We start from the raw sequence: 18,029 nt of genomic DNA, 5'->3' as shown, positions 1-18,029 counted from the left end.
TACTCGAAATCTTCCGAGGCCACCCCCAAAGATGGAGTCTCCCGTGACAGGCTCGGCTCACCGGCAGTTGTTCGTTCTGGCGCCCATCCCGGCGCTCGCGCTCGGCCTGACGGCCTGCGCCACGACCTCGGAGTCGAAGGTGTCGATCGGTCTGGTCGTGCCGACCTCGGGCGTCCACAAGTCGATCGGCACCGACATGAGCCGGGGTTTCGACCTCTACCTCGACCAGCACGGCGGGGAGCTCGGCGGCCGGCTGGTCGACGTCGTCGAGGCCGACGAGGGCGACCGCGCCGAGACCGGCGTCGCCGCAGTGACCAGGCTGATCCAGGACGACGAGGTCCAGGCGGTCGTCGGCGTGGCGAGCTCGGAGACGGCACTCGCAGCCAAGGACGTCGCGAACAACAGCGAGACGCCGCTGATCGTGACCGGCGCCGGCGCCGACGAGTTCGCCGATGGCTCCGACTACCTGTGGCGTACGTCCTCGACCAACTCGGACCTGGGCGGTGCCCTCGGGACGGCGGTCGCCAAGGAGACCGACGGGGGCACGGCGTACGTCATCGGGTCCGACGACGCGGCCGGTCACGAGTTCTCCGACAGCTTCATGATCGCCCTGGAGGCGTCCGGCAGCAGCGTGGCCGGTCAGAGCTACACGCCGGCGGGCGTGACCGAGGAGTGGTCGGGGCTCTTCGACAAGGCGAAGGACTCGGGCGCGGACGCGATCTTCGCCGCCTATGCCGGCAAGGAGGCGGAGGCGTTCGTGCAGCAGTACCGCGAGTCCGGGCTGGCCAAGAGCACCCGGCTCTACGGCCCGGGCTTCCTCACCGAGGGCGACGTGCTGTCCGCTCTGGGCAGCGCCGCGTCAGGCGTACGGACCGCGCTGCACTACAGCGACACGATGGACTCGCTGATGAACGACGCCTTCGTGAAGGACTACCGCGAGGCGTACGACGCCACCCCGACGGTCTACTCGGTGCAGGCCTACGACGCCGCGGCCGCGCTCGACAAGGCGCTCGACCTCTCCGACGACGTCAGCCGCAACGAGATCGCCGACTCCCTCGGCTCGGTCGGCACCATCGTCAGCCCGCGCGGGAACTGGACCTTCGACCCCAACCACAACCCCGACCAGCCCTACTTCCTGCGGGTGGTCAAGGGCACCGCCGACGGTCCCCGCAACATGGTGGTGCAGGAGATCGCCTCAACGGGCAGCTGAGTCCGATTTCAGCTCGGCCCGGGTGGCGGCCAGCTCCTCGCGTACGGCGGTGAGGTCCTCCCGCAACGAGGTGAGGATGGCCATCATCTCGGCGTCGGACTTCTCCTCATGCTCGGCGAGCGTCTCGACGCTCTCCATGCCGGAGACGACCACGGCGAGGAAGAGGTTGAGGACGGCGAAGGTCATCACCAGGATGAAGACGACGAAGAAGATCCAGGCGGAGGGGTCCTCGGCCATCACCTCGCGGGCGATGTCGGGCCAGGCCTCCCCGGTCATGGTCTGGAAGAGCGTGAACGCACTGGTGCCGAGGTCGCCGAAGTACTCCGGGGCGATCTCGCCGTAGAGGTTGGTCGAGATGACCACAGCGACGTACATCATCAGCACCAGCAGGGCCGCGACCGAGCCCATCCCGGGCATCGCCGCGATCAGGCCGTCGACGACGCGACGCATGGACGGGACCGAGTTGACCAGGCGCAGCACGCGCAGGATCCGCAGCGCCCGCAGCACCGACATCGGCCCGGTCGCCGGCACCAGCGCGATCGCGACGATCACGGTGTCGAAGATGTTCCACGGGTCGCGGAAGAACTTCGGGCCGTACGCCACCAGCCGCAGCGCCAGCTCGACGACGAAGACTCCGAGGAGCACGCTGTCGAGGAACGCCAGCTCGTGGGCGAGGTGTTCGGGGACCATCGTCTCCACGCCGAGGACCACCGCGTTGAGGATGATCACCCCGATGATCGTCTTCTGGAAGAGGTCGTCCTCGACCAGCGCACGCACCCGGGCGCGCACCGAGATGTTGCTCGAACCCATGCTCGCGATGTCCTCCTGTGACCGTGACCGCGGCCGGAGCCTATCGGGCCGAGCCGGGTCTCAGGTTGTCGCCAGGTGCAGCGCGAGCCCGAGACCGGCCAGACCGACCAACCAGCGCAGCGGGCGCTCGGGGGCGACCCGGACGATCGCGGGCCCCAGGAATCCGCCGATCACGGCACCCGCTCCGAGCGCGATCGCGGCGGGCCAGTCCACGGGAGCGAAGAAGACGTACGCGATCGCGGCGGTGCCGTTGGCGACGCCGGTGGCGACGTTCTTGACCGCGTTGGTGATCGCCAGGGCCTCGGTGCGCTCGAGCACCAGGACGGCCAGCGCGATGATCCCGACCCCGGCGCCGAAGTAGCCGCCGTAGATGCCGAGCACGAACACGATGACGCCCCAGCCGAAGCCGCGGGCGAGCGTACGTCGCCCATCGACACCTGTTGACGAGTCCTCCCGTGGCGGCCGCGCGGCGGCGCGGGCGGCTGCCCAGGACCGGATCCGGTCGCGGAGCAGCAGGAGCACCGCTCCACCACCGACGAGCCAGGGCACAACGGTCTCGAACGCCTCGGCAGGCGTGGTGAGCAGCAGGGCCGCGCCGACCGCGCCGCCGAGGAAGGAGGCGAGTGCCAGCCAGGCGATCCTTCTGCCCTGGCCGCGCAGCTCGCGCCGCGAACCCGCGACGGTGCCGCCGGTGACGCCGAACATGGCCACCGTGTTGGTGACGTTGGCGACGACCGGCGGCAGCCCCGCGGCCAGCAGGGAGGGGTAGCTGACCAGCGAGGCCAGACCGGCCACCGAGCCGGTCAGTCCCGCACCGATGCCGGCGAGCAGGAGCCAGGCGAGCTCGGCGCTCACCGGGCTGTCAGCGGACCAGGCACGGGCGCTTGGGATCGAAGGCCCACCCCGGCACCAGGTACTGCATGGCGACGCCGTCGTCGCGTACGCCGAGCCCGTGCTCGAGGTAGAGCTCGTGCGCGGCCGCGAGACGGTCGCGGTCGAGCCGGATCCCGAGACCCGGTGCAGTCGGTACTGCGACGGCACCGTCGCGGATCTCCAGCGGCGACTCGGTCAGACCCTGGCCGTCCTGCCAGATCCAGTGGGTGTCCAGCGCGGTGATCTCCCCCGGTGCGGCGGCGCCGACGTGGGTGAACATGGCCAGCGAGACGTCGAAGTGGTTGTTGGAGTGGGAGCCCCAGGTCAGCCCGAAGTCGTGGCACATCTGGGCGACGCGGACAGAGCCGGACATGGTCCAGAAGTGCGGGTCGGCCAGCGGGATGTCGACGGCGTTGGTGCGGATCGCGTGCGACATCTGACGCCAGTCGGTGGCGATCATGTTGGTCGCCGTACGCAGCCCGGTGGCGCGCTTGAACTCGGCCATGATCTCGCGACCCGAGTAGCCGCCCTCGGCGCCGCAGGGGTCCTCGGCGTACGCGAGCACGTCGTCCTTGCCCTTGAGCAGCCGGACGGCGTCGGCGAGCAGCCAGCCGCCGTTGGGGTCGAGGGTGATCCGGGCGTCGGGGAACCGCTCGTGGAGCGCGGTCACCGCGGCGACCTCCTCCTCACCGGCGAGGACACCGCCCTTGAGCTTGAAGTCGGCGAAGCCGTAGCGGGCCTGGGCGGCCTCGGCGAGACGTACGACCGCCTCGGGGGTCAGCGCGACCTCTCGCCGGACGCGGTCCCAGTCGTCGGCGCCGTCCGGCTCCCGCAGGTAGGGCAGTTCGGTCTTGTCGGGGTCACCGACGTAGAAGAGGTAGCCGAGCATCGGCACCGAGTCGCGCTGCTGCCCGTCGCCGAGCAGCTCGGCGACCGGCACACCCTGTGCCTGACCTGCGAGATCGAGGAGCGCGGACTCCAGCGCGGTGACGGCATGGACGGTCGTACGCAGGTCGAAGGTCTGCGCTCCGCGGCCGCCGGCGTCGCGGTCGGCGAACCGCTCCGCGACTTGCCGCAGCAGGCTGCGGTAGCGGGTGACGGGCTGGCCGACGAGCAGCTCGGCGGCCTCTTCGATGGTGCGCCGGATCGGCTCGCCGCCCGGCACCTCGCCGACACCCTCGCGACCCTCGGAGTCGGTGAGGATCGCGATGTTGCGGGTGAAGAACGGCGCGTGCGCGCCGCTGAGGTTGAGCAGCATCGAGTCGTGGCCCGCGACGGGGACGACCTCGATCTTCGCGATGGTCGTATTGGTCATGGCAGCTGCAGCTCGCCGTCGATCCGCCGGGCGAGGTGCCACGGGTTGTCGTCGCGTACGGCCTCCGGGAGGATCGCGGCAGGTACGTCCTGGTAGGCGACGGGGCGCTGGAAGCGCTCGATCGCGAGGCTGCCGACCGATGTGGTGCGGGAGTCGGAGGTGGCCGGGAACGGGCCGCCGTGAACCATCGCGTGGCCGACCTCGACGCCCGTCGGCCAGCCGTTGAAGAGGATCCGTCCGGCCTTGAGCTCGAGCGCGGAGACGACCTGGGCAGCCGCCTCGTTGTCGGCGTCGGTGGCGTGGACCGTCGCGGTGAGCTGGCCCTCGAGGGAGTCCAGGCTGGGCAGCAGCTCCTCGACGGTCTCGTAGCGGACCACGACGCCGGAGGCGCCGAAGACCTCGTCGGTCACGCCGTCGAGACCGGCGGCCTCGACGAGCTGGGGCGCGGGGGCGTCGGTCTCCCCGGCGGTGCCCTCGCCGACAACGGTGACGCCGTCGGTGGCACGGAGGGCGGCCGTGCCCTTCTCGTAGGCGGCGGCGATGCCGGAGGTCAGCATGGTCGCGCCGACGGCTTCGGCCGTGGCCCGGCCGGCGGCGGCCAGGAAGGCGTCGCCCGCCTCGCTCTTCGGGAGGAAGAGCAGGCCGGGGTTGGTGCAGAACTGGCCGGAGCCGAGGGTCAGCGAGCCGACGTACGCCGTGGCGAGCGCGTCGACGTCACCATCGAGCGCCCCGGGGAGGACGACGACGGGGTTGATCGAGGACATCTCGGCGTAGACCGGGATCGGCTCGGGTCGGGCCGCCGCGGCCGCGACGATCGCCAGCCCGCCGCCGCGGGAGCCGGTGAAGCCGACGGCCTTGATCCTCGGGTCGACGACCAGGGCCTGGCCGAGCTCGATGCCGCCCTTGAAGTCGGTGTCGAGGAGGAAGGAGAAGGTGCCGGCGTGCAGCCCGGCCTTCTCGACCGCACGGGTGATGGCCTGCGCGACCAGGTAGCCCGTGAGCGGGTGAGCAGGGTGGCCCTTGACCACCACGGGGCAGCCCGCGGCCAGCGCCGAGGCGGTGTCGCCGCCGGCGGTGGAGAAGGCGAGCGGGAAGTTGCTGGCGCCGAAGACCGCCACCGGACCCAGGGCGATCTGGCGCTGACGGATGTCCGACCGCGGGAGCGGGGTCCGGTCAGGGATGGCCGGGTCGATGCGTACGCCCAGGTGGTCACCGCGCCGCACGACGCCGGCGAACATCCGGAGCTGGCCGGTGGTGCGGCCGACCTCGCCGCTGATCCGGCCCTCGGGCAGGTGCGACTCGGCGACAGCGGCCTCGACGATCTCGGCGCGGGCCGCCTCGATCTCGGCGGCGACGGCTTCGAGGAAGTCCGCCCGGGCCTCAGGGGATGTGGCGCGGTAGCCGGCGAAGGCCTCGGCCGCGGCGCTGGTGGCGGCGGTGACGTCGGGCTGCTCGGAGTCGGCTCCGGCGATGATCGAGCGGTAGCTCATGTTCCCTTCCTATCGGGTCGGTCTCTCAGGGGCGGATCGGCGTCAGGCGATCCGGGCGATCAGTTCGCGCAGCTCGTCGATCTCGTCCTCGCGCAGGTCGGTCAGCGGCGGGCGGACCGGGCCGGCGGGCCGGCCGATCGCGGTCAGGCCACCCTTGACGATCGACACGGCGTAGCCGGCCGTGCGGTCGCGGATGTCGAGGTAGGGGATCACGAACTCGTTGAGACGACGGTAGACCTCGTCACGATCCTGGGCACGCACGGCGTCGTAGAACTCCACCGCCCACTTCGGCGCGAAGTTGAACAGCGCCGAGGAGTACGTGCTCACGCCGAGCTGGAGCAGCGGCAGCGCGAACGTCTCCGCCGTCGGCAGGCCACCGATGTAGATGAGCCGGTCGCCGACCCGGGCGTAGGTACGAGTCATCTGCTCGATGTTGCCGACGCCGTCCTTGAAGCCGATCAGCGTCGGGTTGCGCTCGGCGAGCTGGTCGACGGCCTCGTCGCGCAGCACCGCGTTGGCGCGGCTGTAGACGATCACGCCGAGCCCGGTCGCCTCGCACACGCGGCTGGCATGCTCGACGAGCCCCGCCTGCCCGGCCTCGGTGAGGTACGGCGGCATCAGCAGGATCCCGTCGGCGCCCGCGGCCTCCGCCGCCTTCGCCTGCGCGACCGCGTTGGCCGTGCTGCCCGTCGCCGGCGCCAGCACCGGCACGGCCCCCGCGACCTCGTCGACCGCGGCACGTACGACCTGGTCGGTCTCCTCCGCGTTCAGCGAGAAGCCCTCACCCGTGCCGCCGGCTGCGAAGAGCCCGGCCACCGGGTACTCGGCCAGCCAGCTCAGGTGCTTGCGGTAGCCCTCTTCGTCGACCTGGAGGTCCTCGTTGAAGTGGGTGACCGGGAACGAGAGAAGCCCGCTCTTGAGCTGGGCGGCCAGGTCGGTCGGGCTGTACTCGGTCACGAGTCACGTCCTTCAGGTGTTGGGTGTGCTGTGGGGAAGGTGGTGACCATCACGCTATGAACGTTCGATGATGCTTGTCCAAGCCCGAATTTGAATCTCGTGATGCTTTGAGGGCATTGCGGGGTCTGCTTGTTGCAGGCGGGTTCTTCGGGGCTGGTGGGCCGCCGACCCGTTCTTTGAGGGTCTTCTCGACGAACCCCGGAGTCAAGGACGGCCTGCGGCCGCCGGCTTCGCCGGCCGCTGCGCGGTCCTTGACACCGGCGCCCGTCGAGAAAGAACTTGGCTGGCTATCGGGGCGGCGGCCCGGGTGTGGCGCAGCGGAATCTTGCTTGGGACAGGTGATGCTGATGGGGTGGAAGGGTGGCCCTTCGGGCCACTTACCATCCACAGAAACGAGGCCGTTCGCTCACCGCAAAAATGGTCTCTGACCAGGGAAAATAGGTGGTCATACAGGGGTGGGGAGCGTAGAATCAGGCACATCACAGCACACCTCTGAAGGAGAGGGCAGCGATGAGTCTCGGCCGCGACATCGACCACTGGGGCACCAACCCCGGCGATGCGATCGACGCTGCCTTGGCCGCCATCGAGACCGCCCTCCAAGAGTTGCTGGCCACCGACCCGGCCTTCTGGCACACCGGGCAGAAGAAGGACCTCCTGGAGCGGTTGGAGAAGCTCCAAGCCCAACAAGCCGCCTTGAAGCTGCGGGTGATCGCCACGGCCGGTGACATCGCCGAGGAGACCGGCGCGAAAGACGCCTCCGGGTGGATGCGGACCGAGCTGCTCGTGGACAAGGGCGTGGCTCGCTCCCAGATGAAGCTCGCGGCGGCGGTCGCGAAGTACGACCTCGCGGCGGCGGTCGCGAAGTACGACCTCGTGGCGGCGGGCCTGGCCGAGGGTGTGGTGTCCCAGGACAAGGCCCGGGTGATCACCCAAGCTCTCGACCAGATCGAGGCCGACCCCGCCGCCAGCGCCGAGGACCTGGCCCTGGCCGAGAAGCTCCTGGTCGATTACGCGACTCGGTTGACGGCGAATGAGTTGAAGATCGTCGGACGCCGGATCCTGAGCGAGATCGACCCGGAGCGGTTCGAGCAGGCTGAGGCCAAGGCGTTGCAGCGGGAGGAAGAGCACGCCCAGCGGCGTACCTTCTTCTCCTCCCGTGACAACGGCGACGGCACCATCGACATCCACGCCCGGGTCTCCCGCGCGGTCGGGATGCGGCTCCGCACATTGTTGGACTCCCTGGCCCAGCCCAGGAAGCTCTCGGCCGAGGACAAGGGCCGCAAAGCCCCCTACGACCGGTTGCTCGGTCAGGCGTTCGCTCGCGTGGTCGAGACCTACGACGTCGACCAACTCCCCAGGCACGGCGGGCATGCGACCACGATGTTCATCACCATGAGCGTCGAAGACCTCCGCAACGACCTCGGCACCGCCGCCCTGGGCTTCGACGGGGAGCAGATCACCGCTGCCGAGGCCCGCCGGATGGCCTGCAACGCTGACATCGTCCCGGTGGTGTTGGGCACCGACTCCGAGATCCTCGACCTCGGCCGCACCGCGAGGTTGGCGTATCCGGTCCAACACCGCGCGCTCCGGCTGCGAGACAAGTGCTGCCAGGCCGAAGACTGCGACGCCCCCGCCGCCTGGACCGAAGCCCATCACCTGAAACCCTGGTCCGCAGGCGGTCTCACGAATCTGGCCAACATGGTCTTGTTGTGTGCGAGCGACCATCGCCGGATCCACGACCCCGACTACACCTATGAGCGGCTCCCGGATGGGCGGATCCGGTTCACCAGGCACACCCGAACCAGCTGATCCCCGGGGCGGGCCTGCGCCGCCGTGCCCGTACTCATCCGAGCCCCCGACCGGCGATCACTGATCCGTGTCCTCAGGCACCGTGGCGTCGTGTTGTGCCGCATTCTCTGCGTGCTCGTCGCCAGCTGATGACCCTGCCCGTCAGCCCGCGTGATCCACCTGAAACCGGTTGCGTCAGCACGCTTGTGAAGCGTTCACAAGGTGTCATCGTCTTGTAAAAGCACGAGGAGACCATCCGTCCCCAGGGAGATCACCGGCCCGGACTCCCAAGCCCGTACCCAACCCAGGGAATCCGCGCCACACCCCGCCGCCGACCCGATAGCCAGCCAAAATTCTCGGCGGAGCCCGGTGTCAAGGACCGCGAAGCGGCCGGCGAAGCCGGCGGCCGAAGGCCGTCCTTTACTCCGGGATCTGGCGAGAACACCATCCGTAACGGGTCGGCGGCCAGTCCCTTAGCGATTCATCTCGATGATCGCATCGAGAACCCGGCGTACGACCGGACTGACAGAGCCGCGCGCCCAGATCGCATGGAGCTCGACGGGGCGCTCGGGGTCCTTGTCGAGGCGGGTGTCGCCGCCGCCGTGCTCGATGGGGCGGAAGACGACGCCTTCTACGTGCAGCGAGCTGGCCGAGACCGGGACGAAGCCGACGCCACGCTCGGCGGAGACCAGGAGCATGGCGGTGAGGACCTGATGGACACGCTGCTCGATGCGGGGGTGGGCGTTGGCCAGGAAGCGTACGGAGAGCTCGTGGAAGTAGCGCGACTGCTGGGGGTGATAGCCGATGACGGGTTGGCCCTCGAAGTCCTCGGGCGTCAGCGGTCGGTCGAGCTCGGCCAGGGGGTGGCCCTGCGGGAGTACGGCCATCAGCGGCTCGCGGGAGATGACCCTCGAGGAGAGCAGCTCGGTGTCGAAGGGCGGGCGGGCCAGGCCGATGTCGAGCTCGCCGTGGCGGATGCCGTCGACCTGGGCGAGGGTGACCCGCTCGGAGAGCCGCACCTCGACATCGGGGAGCTCGACGGTGAGGCGGCGCAGCAGGGGTCCCAGGATCGAGATCGCGGAGACCGCGGTGAAGCCGAGCCGGACCACGCCGGCGGCGCCCGCGTCCACCCGTCGGGCCAGGTCACCGGCACTCTCGACCAGGTTGAGCATCCGGTAGGCCTCGTCGAGGAAGGCGGCTCCGGCACCGGTGAGAGCGACCCGGCGGTTGTCCCGCTCGAGCAGCTGCGCGCCGACGGCCTTCTCCAGTTTCTGGATCTGTCGAGACAGCGGCGGCTGCGTCATCCGCAGCCGCTCGGCGGCCCGGCCGAAGTGGAGCTCTTCGGCGACCGCCACGAAAGAGCGCACCTGGTCGAGCGTGATCATCTGGCCAGAGTAGACCACGATGCACCAAGTGGAACACTCTATGCCGAATCGGGCTTGGACCGGTATCGCTAAGACTCTTAGTGTCGGTGGTCACACGACGTCGGGCCATGCCACGTGCCACCACCAGCCCGGCCACCAGGAATTAGGAGCAACGATGCGTACCACTTCCCACCTTCTTGCCGCGACCGCAGGCGTCGCGGCCCTGGCTCTCTCGGCCTGCGGTGTCTCGAACACCACCGGAGGCAGCGGTGACGGCGAGGACTACCCCGCCGGCAACGTCGAGATGTACGTCGGTGCCTCGGCCGGCGGCTCCAGCGACCTGATCAGCCGGGCGGTCTCCAAGGGCCTCTCCGACGAGCTCGGCGCCTCCTTCCCGGTGATCAACCTGGAGGGCGCCAACGGTGCGCTCGCCGCCAACAAGGTCGCCAAGGCCGAGCCCGACGGTCAGACCATCGCGATCCAGAACGCCTCCCTGTTCGCCATCACGCCGCTCGCGGTCAGCGAGGAGGAGGCCACCAGCCTCGACGACTTCGACGTCGTCCAGGGTGTCTCCCGCGACGACTACGTGATGGTTGCCGGCCCGAAGAGCGGCTTCAAGTCGCTCGACGACATCAAGGCGGCCAAGAAGAAGCTCACCTACGGCACCACCGGTGTCGGCACCGGCTCACAGCTCTCCTGCGGCCTGACGTTCGGCTCCAGCGACGTCGAGGCCGAGGCCGTGCCGTTCGACGGCGGCGCGCCCGCCCTCACCGCGGTGCTCGGCGGCCAGGTCGACACCGCCTGCATCCAGGTCGGCGAGGCGATCGAGAACATCGAGTCGGGCAAGCTGACCCCGCTGAGCGTCTTCGGTCCCGAGCGGGTCGACTACCTGCCGGACGTCCCGACCGCCCAGGAGCAGGGCCTCGACGTCGAGGTCGCGCAGTACCGCTTCATGACCGTCCCCAAGGGCACCCCGGACAACGTCAAGGACACCCTCGCCGAGGCGATGCAGGCCACCTTCAAGACCGAGGAGTACCAGGCCTTCAACAAGCAGAACAGCCTCACCCCGATGGAGATCTCGGGTGACGAGGTGGTGACCCAGCTCGAGGAGGACAAGAAGCGGTACGCCGACCTGGTCGAGCAGTACGGTCTCAACCTCGGCGAGGGCTGAGCCTCTCCCGGCGGCGCAGCACCCAGCACGTACGAACCCACGAAGGCATGACGATGAGCGACGAACGCACCCCATCTCCTGACCAGGACATCCTGGCCGAGATCCAGGCCGAGGTGGCCCATGAACTGGAGGAGGAACGCCCTCCCTCCGGCGGACCGGTCTACCAGGTGGTGGGTGCGCTCGTCGCTCTCGTCGTCGGCATCGGCGGCGCGGTCCTCTCCTACGGCTACGGCCTGGGCTCGCTGCGCCAGCCCGGGCCCGGCCTGTGGCCGTTCGTGGTCAGCATCGCCATCACGCTGATGGCCGCGGCGCTGCTCGTCGTCGGCCGGAGACTGACCGACAGCGAGAAGTTCACCCGCTCCAGCATCCTCCCCGCGGTCGGTTTGGTCACCTTCATCGTGCTGGCCCTGCTGATGCCCGTGATCGGCTTCGAGATCCCCTCGCTGCTGCTGTGCGTCGTCTGGCTGAGGTTCCTCGGCGGCGAGTCCTGGCGCAGCACGATCATCACCTCGGTCGCCACGGTCACCGCGTTCTACTTCCTCTTCCTCTACGGGCTGCGCATCCCGCTGCCCCACCTGTTCTGAGCGGAGCCCCCAGTGGACGTCAACGCATTCCTCGACGGCTTCGGGCTCGTCACCGAACCGCAGAACCTGCTCTACTGCCTGATCGGCGTGCTCATCGGCATGCTGATCGGCGTACTTCCCGGCCTCGGGCCGGCGGCCACGATCGCCATCCTGCTGCCGATCACCTACAGCATCGACCCGGTCTCCGCGATCATCATGCTGGCGGGCATCTACTACGGCGCCCAGTACGGCGGCACGATCACCTCGGTGCTGCTCCGGCTGCCAGGTGAGGCCTCATCGGTCGTCACCGTCTTCGACGGCTTCGCCCTCGCCAAGCAGGGCAAGGCCGGCACCGCCCTCGGTATCGCCGCGATCGGCTCCTTCGTCGGCGCGACCGTCTCCATCCTCGGCCTGACCCTGGTGGCGCCACTGATCGCCGGCTGGGCGCTCAACTTCGGTGACCCGGAGTACGCGGCCCTGGCCCTGCTGGGCGTCCTGCTGGTCGCCACCATCGGCAACGGCAACAAGCTCAAGGCCATGATCGCCGCCGCGTTCGGCCTCCTGCTGGCCACGGTCGGCCGCGACAGCTTCAGCGGCGCCGAGCGCTTCACCTTCGGCAGCCTGCAGCTGACCGAGGGCATCGACTTCGTGGTCGTCGCGATGGGTCTCTTCGGTGTCGGCGAGATCCTCTACAACCTCGAGGAGCGGCACGGGAAGCCCCACGTGCCCGCCGTCGTGGCCAACATCTGGCCCTCCCGCAAGGACCTCAAGCAGTCCTCCGGCGCCATCGGCAGAGGCTCGCTGATCGGCTTCGTCCTGGGCGTGCTGCCCGGTGGTGGCGCGGTGATGGCCTCCCTGGCCGCGTACGCCACGGAGAAGCGGATCTCGAAGCACCCCGAGCGCTTCGGGCGCGGTGCCATCGAGGGCGTCGCGGCTCCCGAGAGCGCCAACAACGCCGCCGCAACCTCCTCGTTCATCCCGCTGCTGACCCTCGGCATCCCGGCCAACGCGTCGATGGCGATGCTCTTCGGCGCCCTGCTCATCCTGGGCATCTCGCCCGGTCCGCAGCTGGTCGAGGAGCGCCCCGACCTGTTCTGGGGCGTCATCAACTCGATGTACATCGGCAACCTGATCCTGCTCGTCCTGAGCATCCCGCTGGTCGGCATCTTCGTCCGCATCCTGCGGGTGCGTCCGGCGATCCTGGCGCCGATCACCGCGCTGATCACGATCCTGGGCGTCTACACGATCAACAACTCCACCTTCGACATCTTCGTGATGATCGTCTTCGGCCTGATCGGCTACCTGATGAAGAAGGTCGGTTTCGAGCCCGGCCCGTTGGTGCTCGCCTTCGTCCTGGGCTCGATCGTGGAGGACGGCGTACGCCGCTCGATGCTGATCTTCGACGGTGACCCGACCGGGTTCTTCACCCGCCCGATCTCGGGCACCATCCTCGCCGCCTTCGTCTTGGTCGCCCTCTGGCCCGCCGCCAAGGCGATCCTGGCCCGGCGCAAGGCCGCCACCGTCACCCCGGCCCCGGCCGAGCGCGACGACGCCGACACCCCGACCCGCTGAGAGAGGCACACCATGACCATCCTGATCGGCTATGTCCCCACACCGGTAGGCGAGGCGGCCCTCGAAGCCGGCCTGGCCGAGGCGGCGGCACGCGGCGACGACGTCGTCATCGTGAACAGCCCGCGCCGCGGCGCCACCGTGGACGCCGACCTCGTCGACGAGGCCGCGGCCGCGAAGCTCGTCGCTCGCGCCGCCGAGGTCGGGGTGAGCGCTCGCGTCGACCACACCACGCACGGCGCCGACGTCGTGGAGACCTTCGACAATCTGGTCGCCTCGACCGGCGCCCGGCTGATCGTGATCGGGCTGCGCCGCCGCTCACCGGTCGGCAAGGCGCTGCTGGGCAGCGACGCCCAGCGCATCCTGCTCGACGCCGGTGTGCCCGTCCTCGCCGTGAAGCCGACCGCATGAGCGCCGGCCCCAACGCCAGCCGCATCTCGAAGGTCGTCGTCACCCCGGTCGCGTTCGCCGACCCGCCGCTGCTCAACGTCGTCGGCGTGCACCAGCCGTGGGCGCTGCGCGCGATCGTCGAGCTGCACACCGACACCGGCCTGGTCGGCCTCGGCGAGACGTACGCCGACGAGACCCATCTCGCCCGGCTCGACGCGGTCGCCCAGTCACTCCCGGGCGCCGACCCCTACGACACCCACGGCCTGCGGCGGCTCGTCGTCGACGTGCTCGGCAAGGAGACCGGCGGGGCGGGTGCCTCCTTCGGCGGCATGCTCGACGTCTCCTCCGCGGTCGACACCGTCTACTCCCCCTTCGAGGTCGCCTGTCTCGACCTGGTCGCCCGCGAGGCGGGCCGTCCTGTCAGCGACCTGCTCGGCGGCGCGGTGCGCGACCGGGTGCCGTTCAGCGGCTACATGTTCTACAAGTGGGCCGGCCACCCCGGCCACCCCGACGACGAATGGGGCGAGGCGCTGAACCCCGACCAGATCGTCGCGCAGGCGAAGCGGCTGGTCGAGGGCTGGGGCTTCGGCTCGCTCAAGCTGAAGGGCGGGGTCTTCCACCCCGACGAGGAGTGCGCCGCGATCGAGGCGCTGCGCGAGGCCTTCCCCGAGCTGCCGCTGCGGCTGGACCCCAACGGCGCCTGGACGCCGGAGACGTCGGTCAAGGTCGCCGAGCGGCTGGCCGGCATCGTGGAGTATCTCGAGGACCCCACGCCCGGGATCGAGGGGATGGCGCAGGTCTCGGCCCGCACCGACGTACCTCTGGCCACCAACATGTGCGTGATCGCCTTCGAGCACCTCAAGCCCGCGATCGCGGCCGACGCGGTCCAGATCGTGCTCTCCGACCATCATCTGTGGGGCGGGCTGCGCCAGTCGGCGCTGCTGGGCGGCATCACCGACACCTTCGGGCTGGGCCTGTCGATGCACAGCAACTCCCACCTCGGCGTCTCCCTGGCCGCGATGGTCCATCTGGCCGCCGCGACCCCCAACCTGACCTACGCCTGCGACACCCACTACCCGTGGAAGACCCAGGACGTCGTACGCCCCGGGGTGCTCGACTTCAACGACGGCGCGATCACGGTGCCGACGGGTCCGGGCCTCGGCGTGGAGCTCGATCGTGACCTGCTCGGCGTGCTGCACGAGCAGTACCTCAGCTGCGGCGTGCGCCGCAGGGAGGACACGGTCTACATGCGTTCGTTCGAGCCGGACTTCACCCCGAACACCTCGCGTTGGTGACTGGCAGGAACCAACCCCTAACCCCCATGAGGGAGCTGCGGCCCGCGATGCGCGGGCCGCAGCTCCTTGTTCTCACCAGGGCGACGTCAGCGCTGCTGCAGACGCCTGCGGGTGCCGCCCAGATGCACCCGCATCGCGGCCCGGGCGGTGTCGGCGTCGCCGGCGAGGATCGCGGCCGCGATGTTGTCGTGCTCGCGCTGCACCCGCTCGACGTGCAGCGCGTCGCTGGGCGAGTACGCGTCGCCGAGGCGGGTGCGCGGCAGCATGATCATCATCGGACCCATCGAGTCCATCAGGTCGAGGTAGAAGCGGTTGCCGGTCGCGGCCGCGACGGCGCGGTGGAAGGCGAAGTCGGCCTCCACCGCGCCGTCGGGATGCGCTTTGGCCAGCGCGGCGAGCGCCTCCTCGATGGCGCGCGAGCCCTGCTCGTCGAGGTGGGCGGCGGCCAGGGCCGCCGCCTCACATTCCACGCCGAGCCGGAAGTCGACCATGTCGAGCACGTCGTGCTGGGTGCGGATCGCGGAGGACTCCAGCGCGAACGGCGAGGGCTCCGGCACCGCCAGGACGTACGAGCCGCGCCCCTGGAAGGTCTCGACCAGGCCCTCGGCACGCAGGCGGGTGACCGCCTCGCGCGCCACCGTCCGCGACACGCCATAGGTGCCGACCAGGTCGGACTCCGAGGGAAGCTTCGCCCCCGGAGCGAGGTCCCCGGCCAGGATCTGGTCCTTGATCCCGGAGACGACGCGGTCGGCGAGCCCGGTGCTGACTGTCATGCTGTGAACTTAGCCGTCTCCACGGTGAGCTTGCGCATCTGGTCGCTGAGCGTGAAGCCAAGACCCGGACGGTCCGGCACCCACATCTGGCCGTCGTGGATGTCGATGCGCTCCTCGAAGAGCGGGTTGAGCCACTCGAAGTGCTCGACCCACGGCTCGGTCGGGTAGGCCGCGGCCAGGTGCAGGTGGATCTCCATCGCGTAGTGCGGCGCGAGCGCCAGACCGGCGTGGGCGGCGAGGGTGGCGAACTTCAGGAACGGGGTGATGCCGCCGATGCGCGGCGCGTCGGGCTGCACGATGCCGCGGTAGCCGGCGTCGATGAGCGCCATGTGCTCGGGCACCGAGGTCAGCATCTCGCCGGTCGCGATCGGGGTGTCGAACGTACGCGACAGGTCGGCGTGGCCGACCGCGTCCCAGGCGTCGAGCGGCTCCTCGATCCAGATCAGGTCGAACTGCTCGAGCTCACGGCACATCCGGCGGGCGCGGGCGCGGTCCCACTGCTGGTTGGCGTCGACCATGAACGGGGTGTCGCCGAGGTGCTCGCGCAGGGCGGCGACGCGGCGCAGGTCCTCGGCCCAGTCGGGCTGGCCGACCTTGATCTTGATGCCGCCGATGCCGGCCTCGAGCGAGGCGGTGGCCTTCTCCTTGATCTCCTCGACGCTCGCCTGGAGGAAGCCGCCGGAGGTGTTGTAGACGCGGCAGGAGTCGCGGTGGGCGCCGAGCAGCTTGGCCAGGGGCAGGCCGGCGCGGCGCGCCTTGAGGTCGTAGAGCGCCACGTCGAGGGCGGCCACGGCCTGGGTCGCGACGCCGCTGCGGCCGACCGAGGCACCGGCCCACATCAGCGACTCGTAGATCTTGGCGATGTCCGAGGGGTCCTGGCCGATGGCGACCTGGGCGATCTCCTTGAGGTGGGCGTACTGCGCCGGGCCACCGGCGCGCTTGGAGTAGCTGAAGCCCATGCCCTCGAAGCCCTGCTCGGTGGTCACCTCGACGAAGAGCAGCACGGTCTCGGTGAGCGGCTTCTGCCGCCCAGTGAGCACCTTGGCGTCACTGACCGGGTTCTCGAGCGGGAGGACGACGTGGGAGAGGGTCAGTGACGTGATGCGGTCGGCGGCCATGGCGGGATGCTCCTCGATGGGCTAAGTTGTATGACAAGTTCAGAACTTATCCGATGAGTGGTGAGGAGTCCAGAGCGTGGCCGCCGATTCTCAGGTTGTCCGGCAGTTCGTCCGGCAGGTCCCCCGATGGCGCGATCTCGCGCCCTTCCTGCGACCGCGGCCGTTCCGGTGGCGGGCGGCCGACCGCAGGCTGGCCCGCTGCCTCAGCGTCGACGACCTGGAGCGGGCCGCGCGCCGGCGGGTGCCGACGGCGGTCTGGGACTACGTCTACGGCGGCTCGGACGGCGAGCACGCCATGCGCCGGAACCGGGCGGCCTTCGACAGCGTGGAGCTGCGGCCCACGGCCTTCGGCCAGGTGGGCGATCCGGAGGTGCGTACCTCGATCCTCGGGCGGCCCGCGGCGGCACCCATCGTGCTGGCCCCGACCGGCTACACCCGGCTCAGCCACCACACCGGCGAGCGGGCGGTCGCAGCGGCGGCAGCCGCGGCCGGGCTGCCCTACACGCTCTCGACGTACGCGACGACCTCGATCACCGACGTCGCGCACGCGGCTCCGCAGGGACGCAACTGGTTCCAGGTCTATCTGATGAAGGACCGGGCGGTGACTCTCGACCACATCACCGAGGCCGCCTCGCAGGGCTATGAGGCGCTGATGCTGACCATCGACACGACCGTGACGGGGATGAAGCGCAAGGACAAGCTCAACGGGTTCGCGATCCCGCCCCAGCTGAGCCTGCGTACGTTCGCGGACATGACCCGCCATCCCGGCTGGGTCGCCAACATCCTGACCACCGAGCCGCTGCGGTTCGCGACGTTCCCCGAGGGGTCGCACTACGGCCGCTGGGGCATGTCCAACGAGCTGCGCGAGCAGGCGATCCGGCCCTCCGACATCGGCTGGCTCAAGGAGCACTGGAACGGCCCGGTGGTGGTCAAGGGTGTGCTCTCGGTCGCCGACGCGATCGCCTGTGTCGAGGCCGGGGCCGACGCGCTGGTGCTCTCCAACCACGGCGGCCGTCAGCTCGACCGCGCCCCGGTGCCGCTGGAGCTGCTGCCGGCGGTCGTCGACGCGGTCGGCGACCGGGCCGAGGTGTACGTCGACTCCGGCGTCCGCTCGGGCGGCGACATCGCGGCGACGCTCGGCCTCGGCGCCCGCGGCGTGGTGATCGGCCGGCCTTACCTCTACGGCCTGATGGTCGCCGGGCAGCAGGGCGTCGACGCCACCTTGACGCTGCTGGTCGAGGAGCTGCGGCGGGCGATGTGCCTGCTCGGCACCCCCGACATCGCCTCGATCGGCCCCGAGCACGTTCGGCTGCGGTCTTCATGACTGCGGCCGCCCCCACCGA

At 70.0% G+C, this 18,029-nt stretch carries 16 protein-coding genes; 8 read left to right on the top strand and 8 right to left on the bottom strand.

From position 1 onward, the window contains the following. The first annotated feature begins 43 nt into the window (after window positions 1-43). Window positions 44-1,210, top strand: coding sequence for an ABC transporter substrate-binding protein (locus tag ACIO3S_RS16380; RefSeq protein WP_400465571.1), 1,167 nt, complete (start codon window positions 44-46; stop codon window positions 1,208-1,210). On the opposite strand, the gene ACIO3S_RS16375 is transcribed toward ACIO3S_RS16380, so the two are convergent. The 5 genes from ACIO3S_RS16375 to kdgD are packed head-to-tail and all read right to left on the bottom strand — an operon-like array spanning window position 1,196 to window position 6,655. Continuing rightward, the gene (locus ACIO3S_RS16375; RefSeq protein WP_400465568.1) at window positions 1,196-2,020 is read right to left on the bottom strand and encodes an ion transporter; all 825 of its coding nucleotides are present in this window, start codon (window positions 2,018-2,020) and stop codon (window positions 1,196-1,198) included. The two genes, ACIO3S_RS16380 and ACIO3S_RS16375, sit on opposite strands and share 15 nt — an antisense overlap. A 60-nt stretch (window positions 2,021-2,080) precedes the next feature. Continuing rightward, window positions 2,081-2,875, bottom strand: coding sequence for a sulfite exporter TauE/SafE family protein (locus ACIO3S_RS16370; RefSeq protein WP_400465565.1), 795 nt, complete (start codon window positions 2,873-2,875; stop codon window positions 2,081-2,083). Between the two features lie 7 nt (window positions 2,876-2,882). Further along, window positions 2,883-4,208, bottom strand: a complete 1,326-nt coding sequence (locus ACIO3S_RS16365) for an enolase C-terminal domain-like protein (protein ID WP_400465562.1) — start codon at window positions 4,206-4,208, stop codon at window positions 2,883-2,885. Next, window positions 4,205-5,698, bottom strand: coding sequence for an aldehyde dehydrogenase (NADP(+)) (locus ACIO3S_RS16360; RefSeq protein ID WP_400465559.1), 1,494 nt, complete (start codon window positions 5,696-5,698; stop codon window positions 4,205-4,207). The genes ACIO3S_RS16365 and ACIO3S_RS16360 overlap by 4 nt, the downstream gene beginning before the upstream one ends. 42 nt (window positions 5,699-5,740) lie before the next feature. Further along, window positions 5,741-6,655, bottom strand: coding sequence for a 5-dehydro-4-deoxyglucarate dehydratase (kdgD, locus tag ACIO3S_RS16355; protein WP_160028042.1), 915 nt, complete (start codon window positions 6,653-6,655; stop codon window positions 5,741-5,743). Window positions 6,656-7,165: 510 nt separating this feature from the next. On the opposite strand from kdgD, the gene ACIO3S_RS16350 reads away from it, so the two are divergent. Then, the gene (locus ACIO3S_RS16350; RefSeq protein ID WP_400465555.1) at window positions 7,166-8,464 is read left to right on the top strand and encodes a DUF222 domain-containing protein; all 1,299 of its coding nucleotides are present in this window, start codon (window positions 7,166-7,168) and stop codon (window positions 8,462-8,464) included. Window positions 8,465-8,916: 452 nt separating this feature from the next. Here ACIO3S_RS16350 and ACIO3S_RS16345 read toward each other — a convergent pair whose 3' ends face one another. Then, entirely contained in the window at window positions 8,917-9,828 is a 912-nt protein-coding gene (locus ACIO3S_RS16345) for a LysR substrate-binding domain-containing protein (RefSeq protein WP_400465552.1), read from the bottom strand. A 154-nt stretch (window positions 9,829-9,982) separates the two neighbouring features. On the opposite strand from ACIO3S_RS16345, the gene ACIO3S_RS16340 reads away from it, so the two are divergent. Genes ACIO3S_RS16340 through ACIO3S_RS16320 form a run of 5 tightly spaced genes read left to right on the top strand, consistent with a single transcriptional unit; the run spans window position 9,983 to window position 14,795 of the window. Beyond that, window positions 9,983-10,978, top strand: coding sequence for a Bug family tripartite tricarboxylate transporter substrate binding protein (locus tag ACIO3S_RS16340; RefSeq protein WP_400465549.1), 996 nt, complete (start codon window positions 9,983-9,985; stop codon window positions 10,976-10,978). A gap of 53 nt (window positions 10,979-11,031) precedes the next feature. Continuing rightward, on the top strand, window positions 11,032-11,562 hold the full coding sequence (locus ACIO3S_RS16335) for a tripartite tricarboxylate transporter TctB family protein (RefSeq protein ID WP_400465546.1): 531 nt from the start codon (window positions 11,032-11,034) through the stop codon (window positions 11,560-11,562). 12 nt (window positions 11,563-11,574) lie between these two features. Further along, on the top strand, window positions 11,575-13,113 hold the full coding sequence (locus tag ACIO3S_RS16330; RefSeq protein WP_400465543.1) for a tripartite tricarboxylate transporter permease: 1,539 nt from the start codon (window positions 11,575-11,577) through the stop codon (window positions 13,111-13,113). A gap of 12 nt (window positions 13,114-13,125) precedes the next feature. Continuing rightward, complete coding sequence (locus ACIO3S_RS16325; RefSeq protein ID WP_400465541.1) at window positions 13,126-13,521, top strand: universal stress protein; 396 nt, start codon at window positions 13,126-13,128, stop codon at window positions 13,519-13,521. Continuing rightward, window positions 13,518-14,795: a glucarate dehydratase family protein gene (locus ACIO3S_RS16320; protein ID WP_400465538.1), complete on the top strand. Its 1,278-nt coding sequence runs from the start codon at window positions 13,518-13,520 to the stop codon at window positions 14,793-14,795. Before ACIO3S_RS16325 ends, ACIO3S_RS16320 begins: the two co-directional genes overlap by 4 nt. An 86-nt stretch (window positions 14,796-14,881) precedes the next feature. Here ACIO3S_RS16320 and ACIO3S_RS16315 read toward each other — a convergent pair whose 3' ends face one another. Further along, window positions 14,882-15,568, bottom strand: a complete 687-nt coding sequence (locus ACIO3S_RS16315; RefSeq protein ID WP_400465535.1) for a FadR/GntR family transcriptional regulator — start codon at window positions 15,566-15,568, stop codon at window positions 14,882-14,884. Next, entirely contained in the window at window positions 15,565-16,686 is a 1,122-nt protein-coding gene (locus ACIO3S_RS16310; RefSeq protein WP_400465532.1) for a mandelate racemase/muconate lactonizing enzyme family protein, read from the bottom strand. Before ACIO3S_RS16310 ends, ACIO3S_RS16315 begins: the two co-directional genes overlap by 4 nt. Before the next feature lie 76 nt (window positions 16,687-16,762). Between ACIO3S_RS16310 and ACIO3S_RS16305 the strand changes: the two genes are divergently transcribed. Next, window positions 16,763-18,010: an alpha-hydroxy acid oxidase gene (locus ACIO3S_RS16305; protein WP_400465530.1), complete on the top strand. Its 1,248-nt coding sequence runs from the start codon at window positions 16,763-16,765 to the stop codon at window positions 18,008-18,010. Window positions 18,011-18,029 lie beyond the last annotated feature (19 nt).

It is taken from the genome of Nocardioides sp. NPDC087217 (assembly GCF_044744805.1).
In the GTDB taxonomy this organism is placed as follows: domain Bacteria; phylum Actinomycetota; class Actinomycetes; order Propionibacteriales; family Nocardioidaceae; genus Nocardioides.
This window is presented reverse-complemented; position numbering and strand designations above follow the sequence as displayed.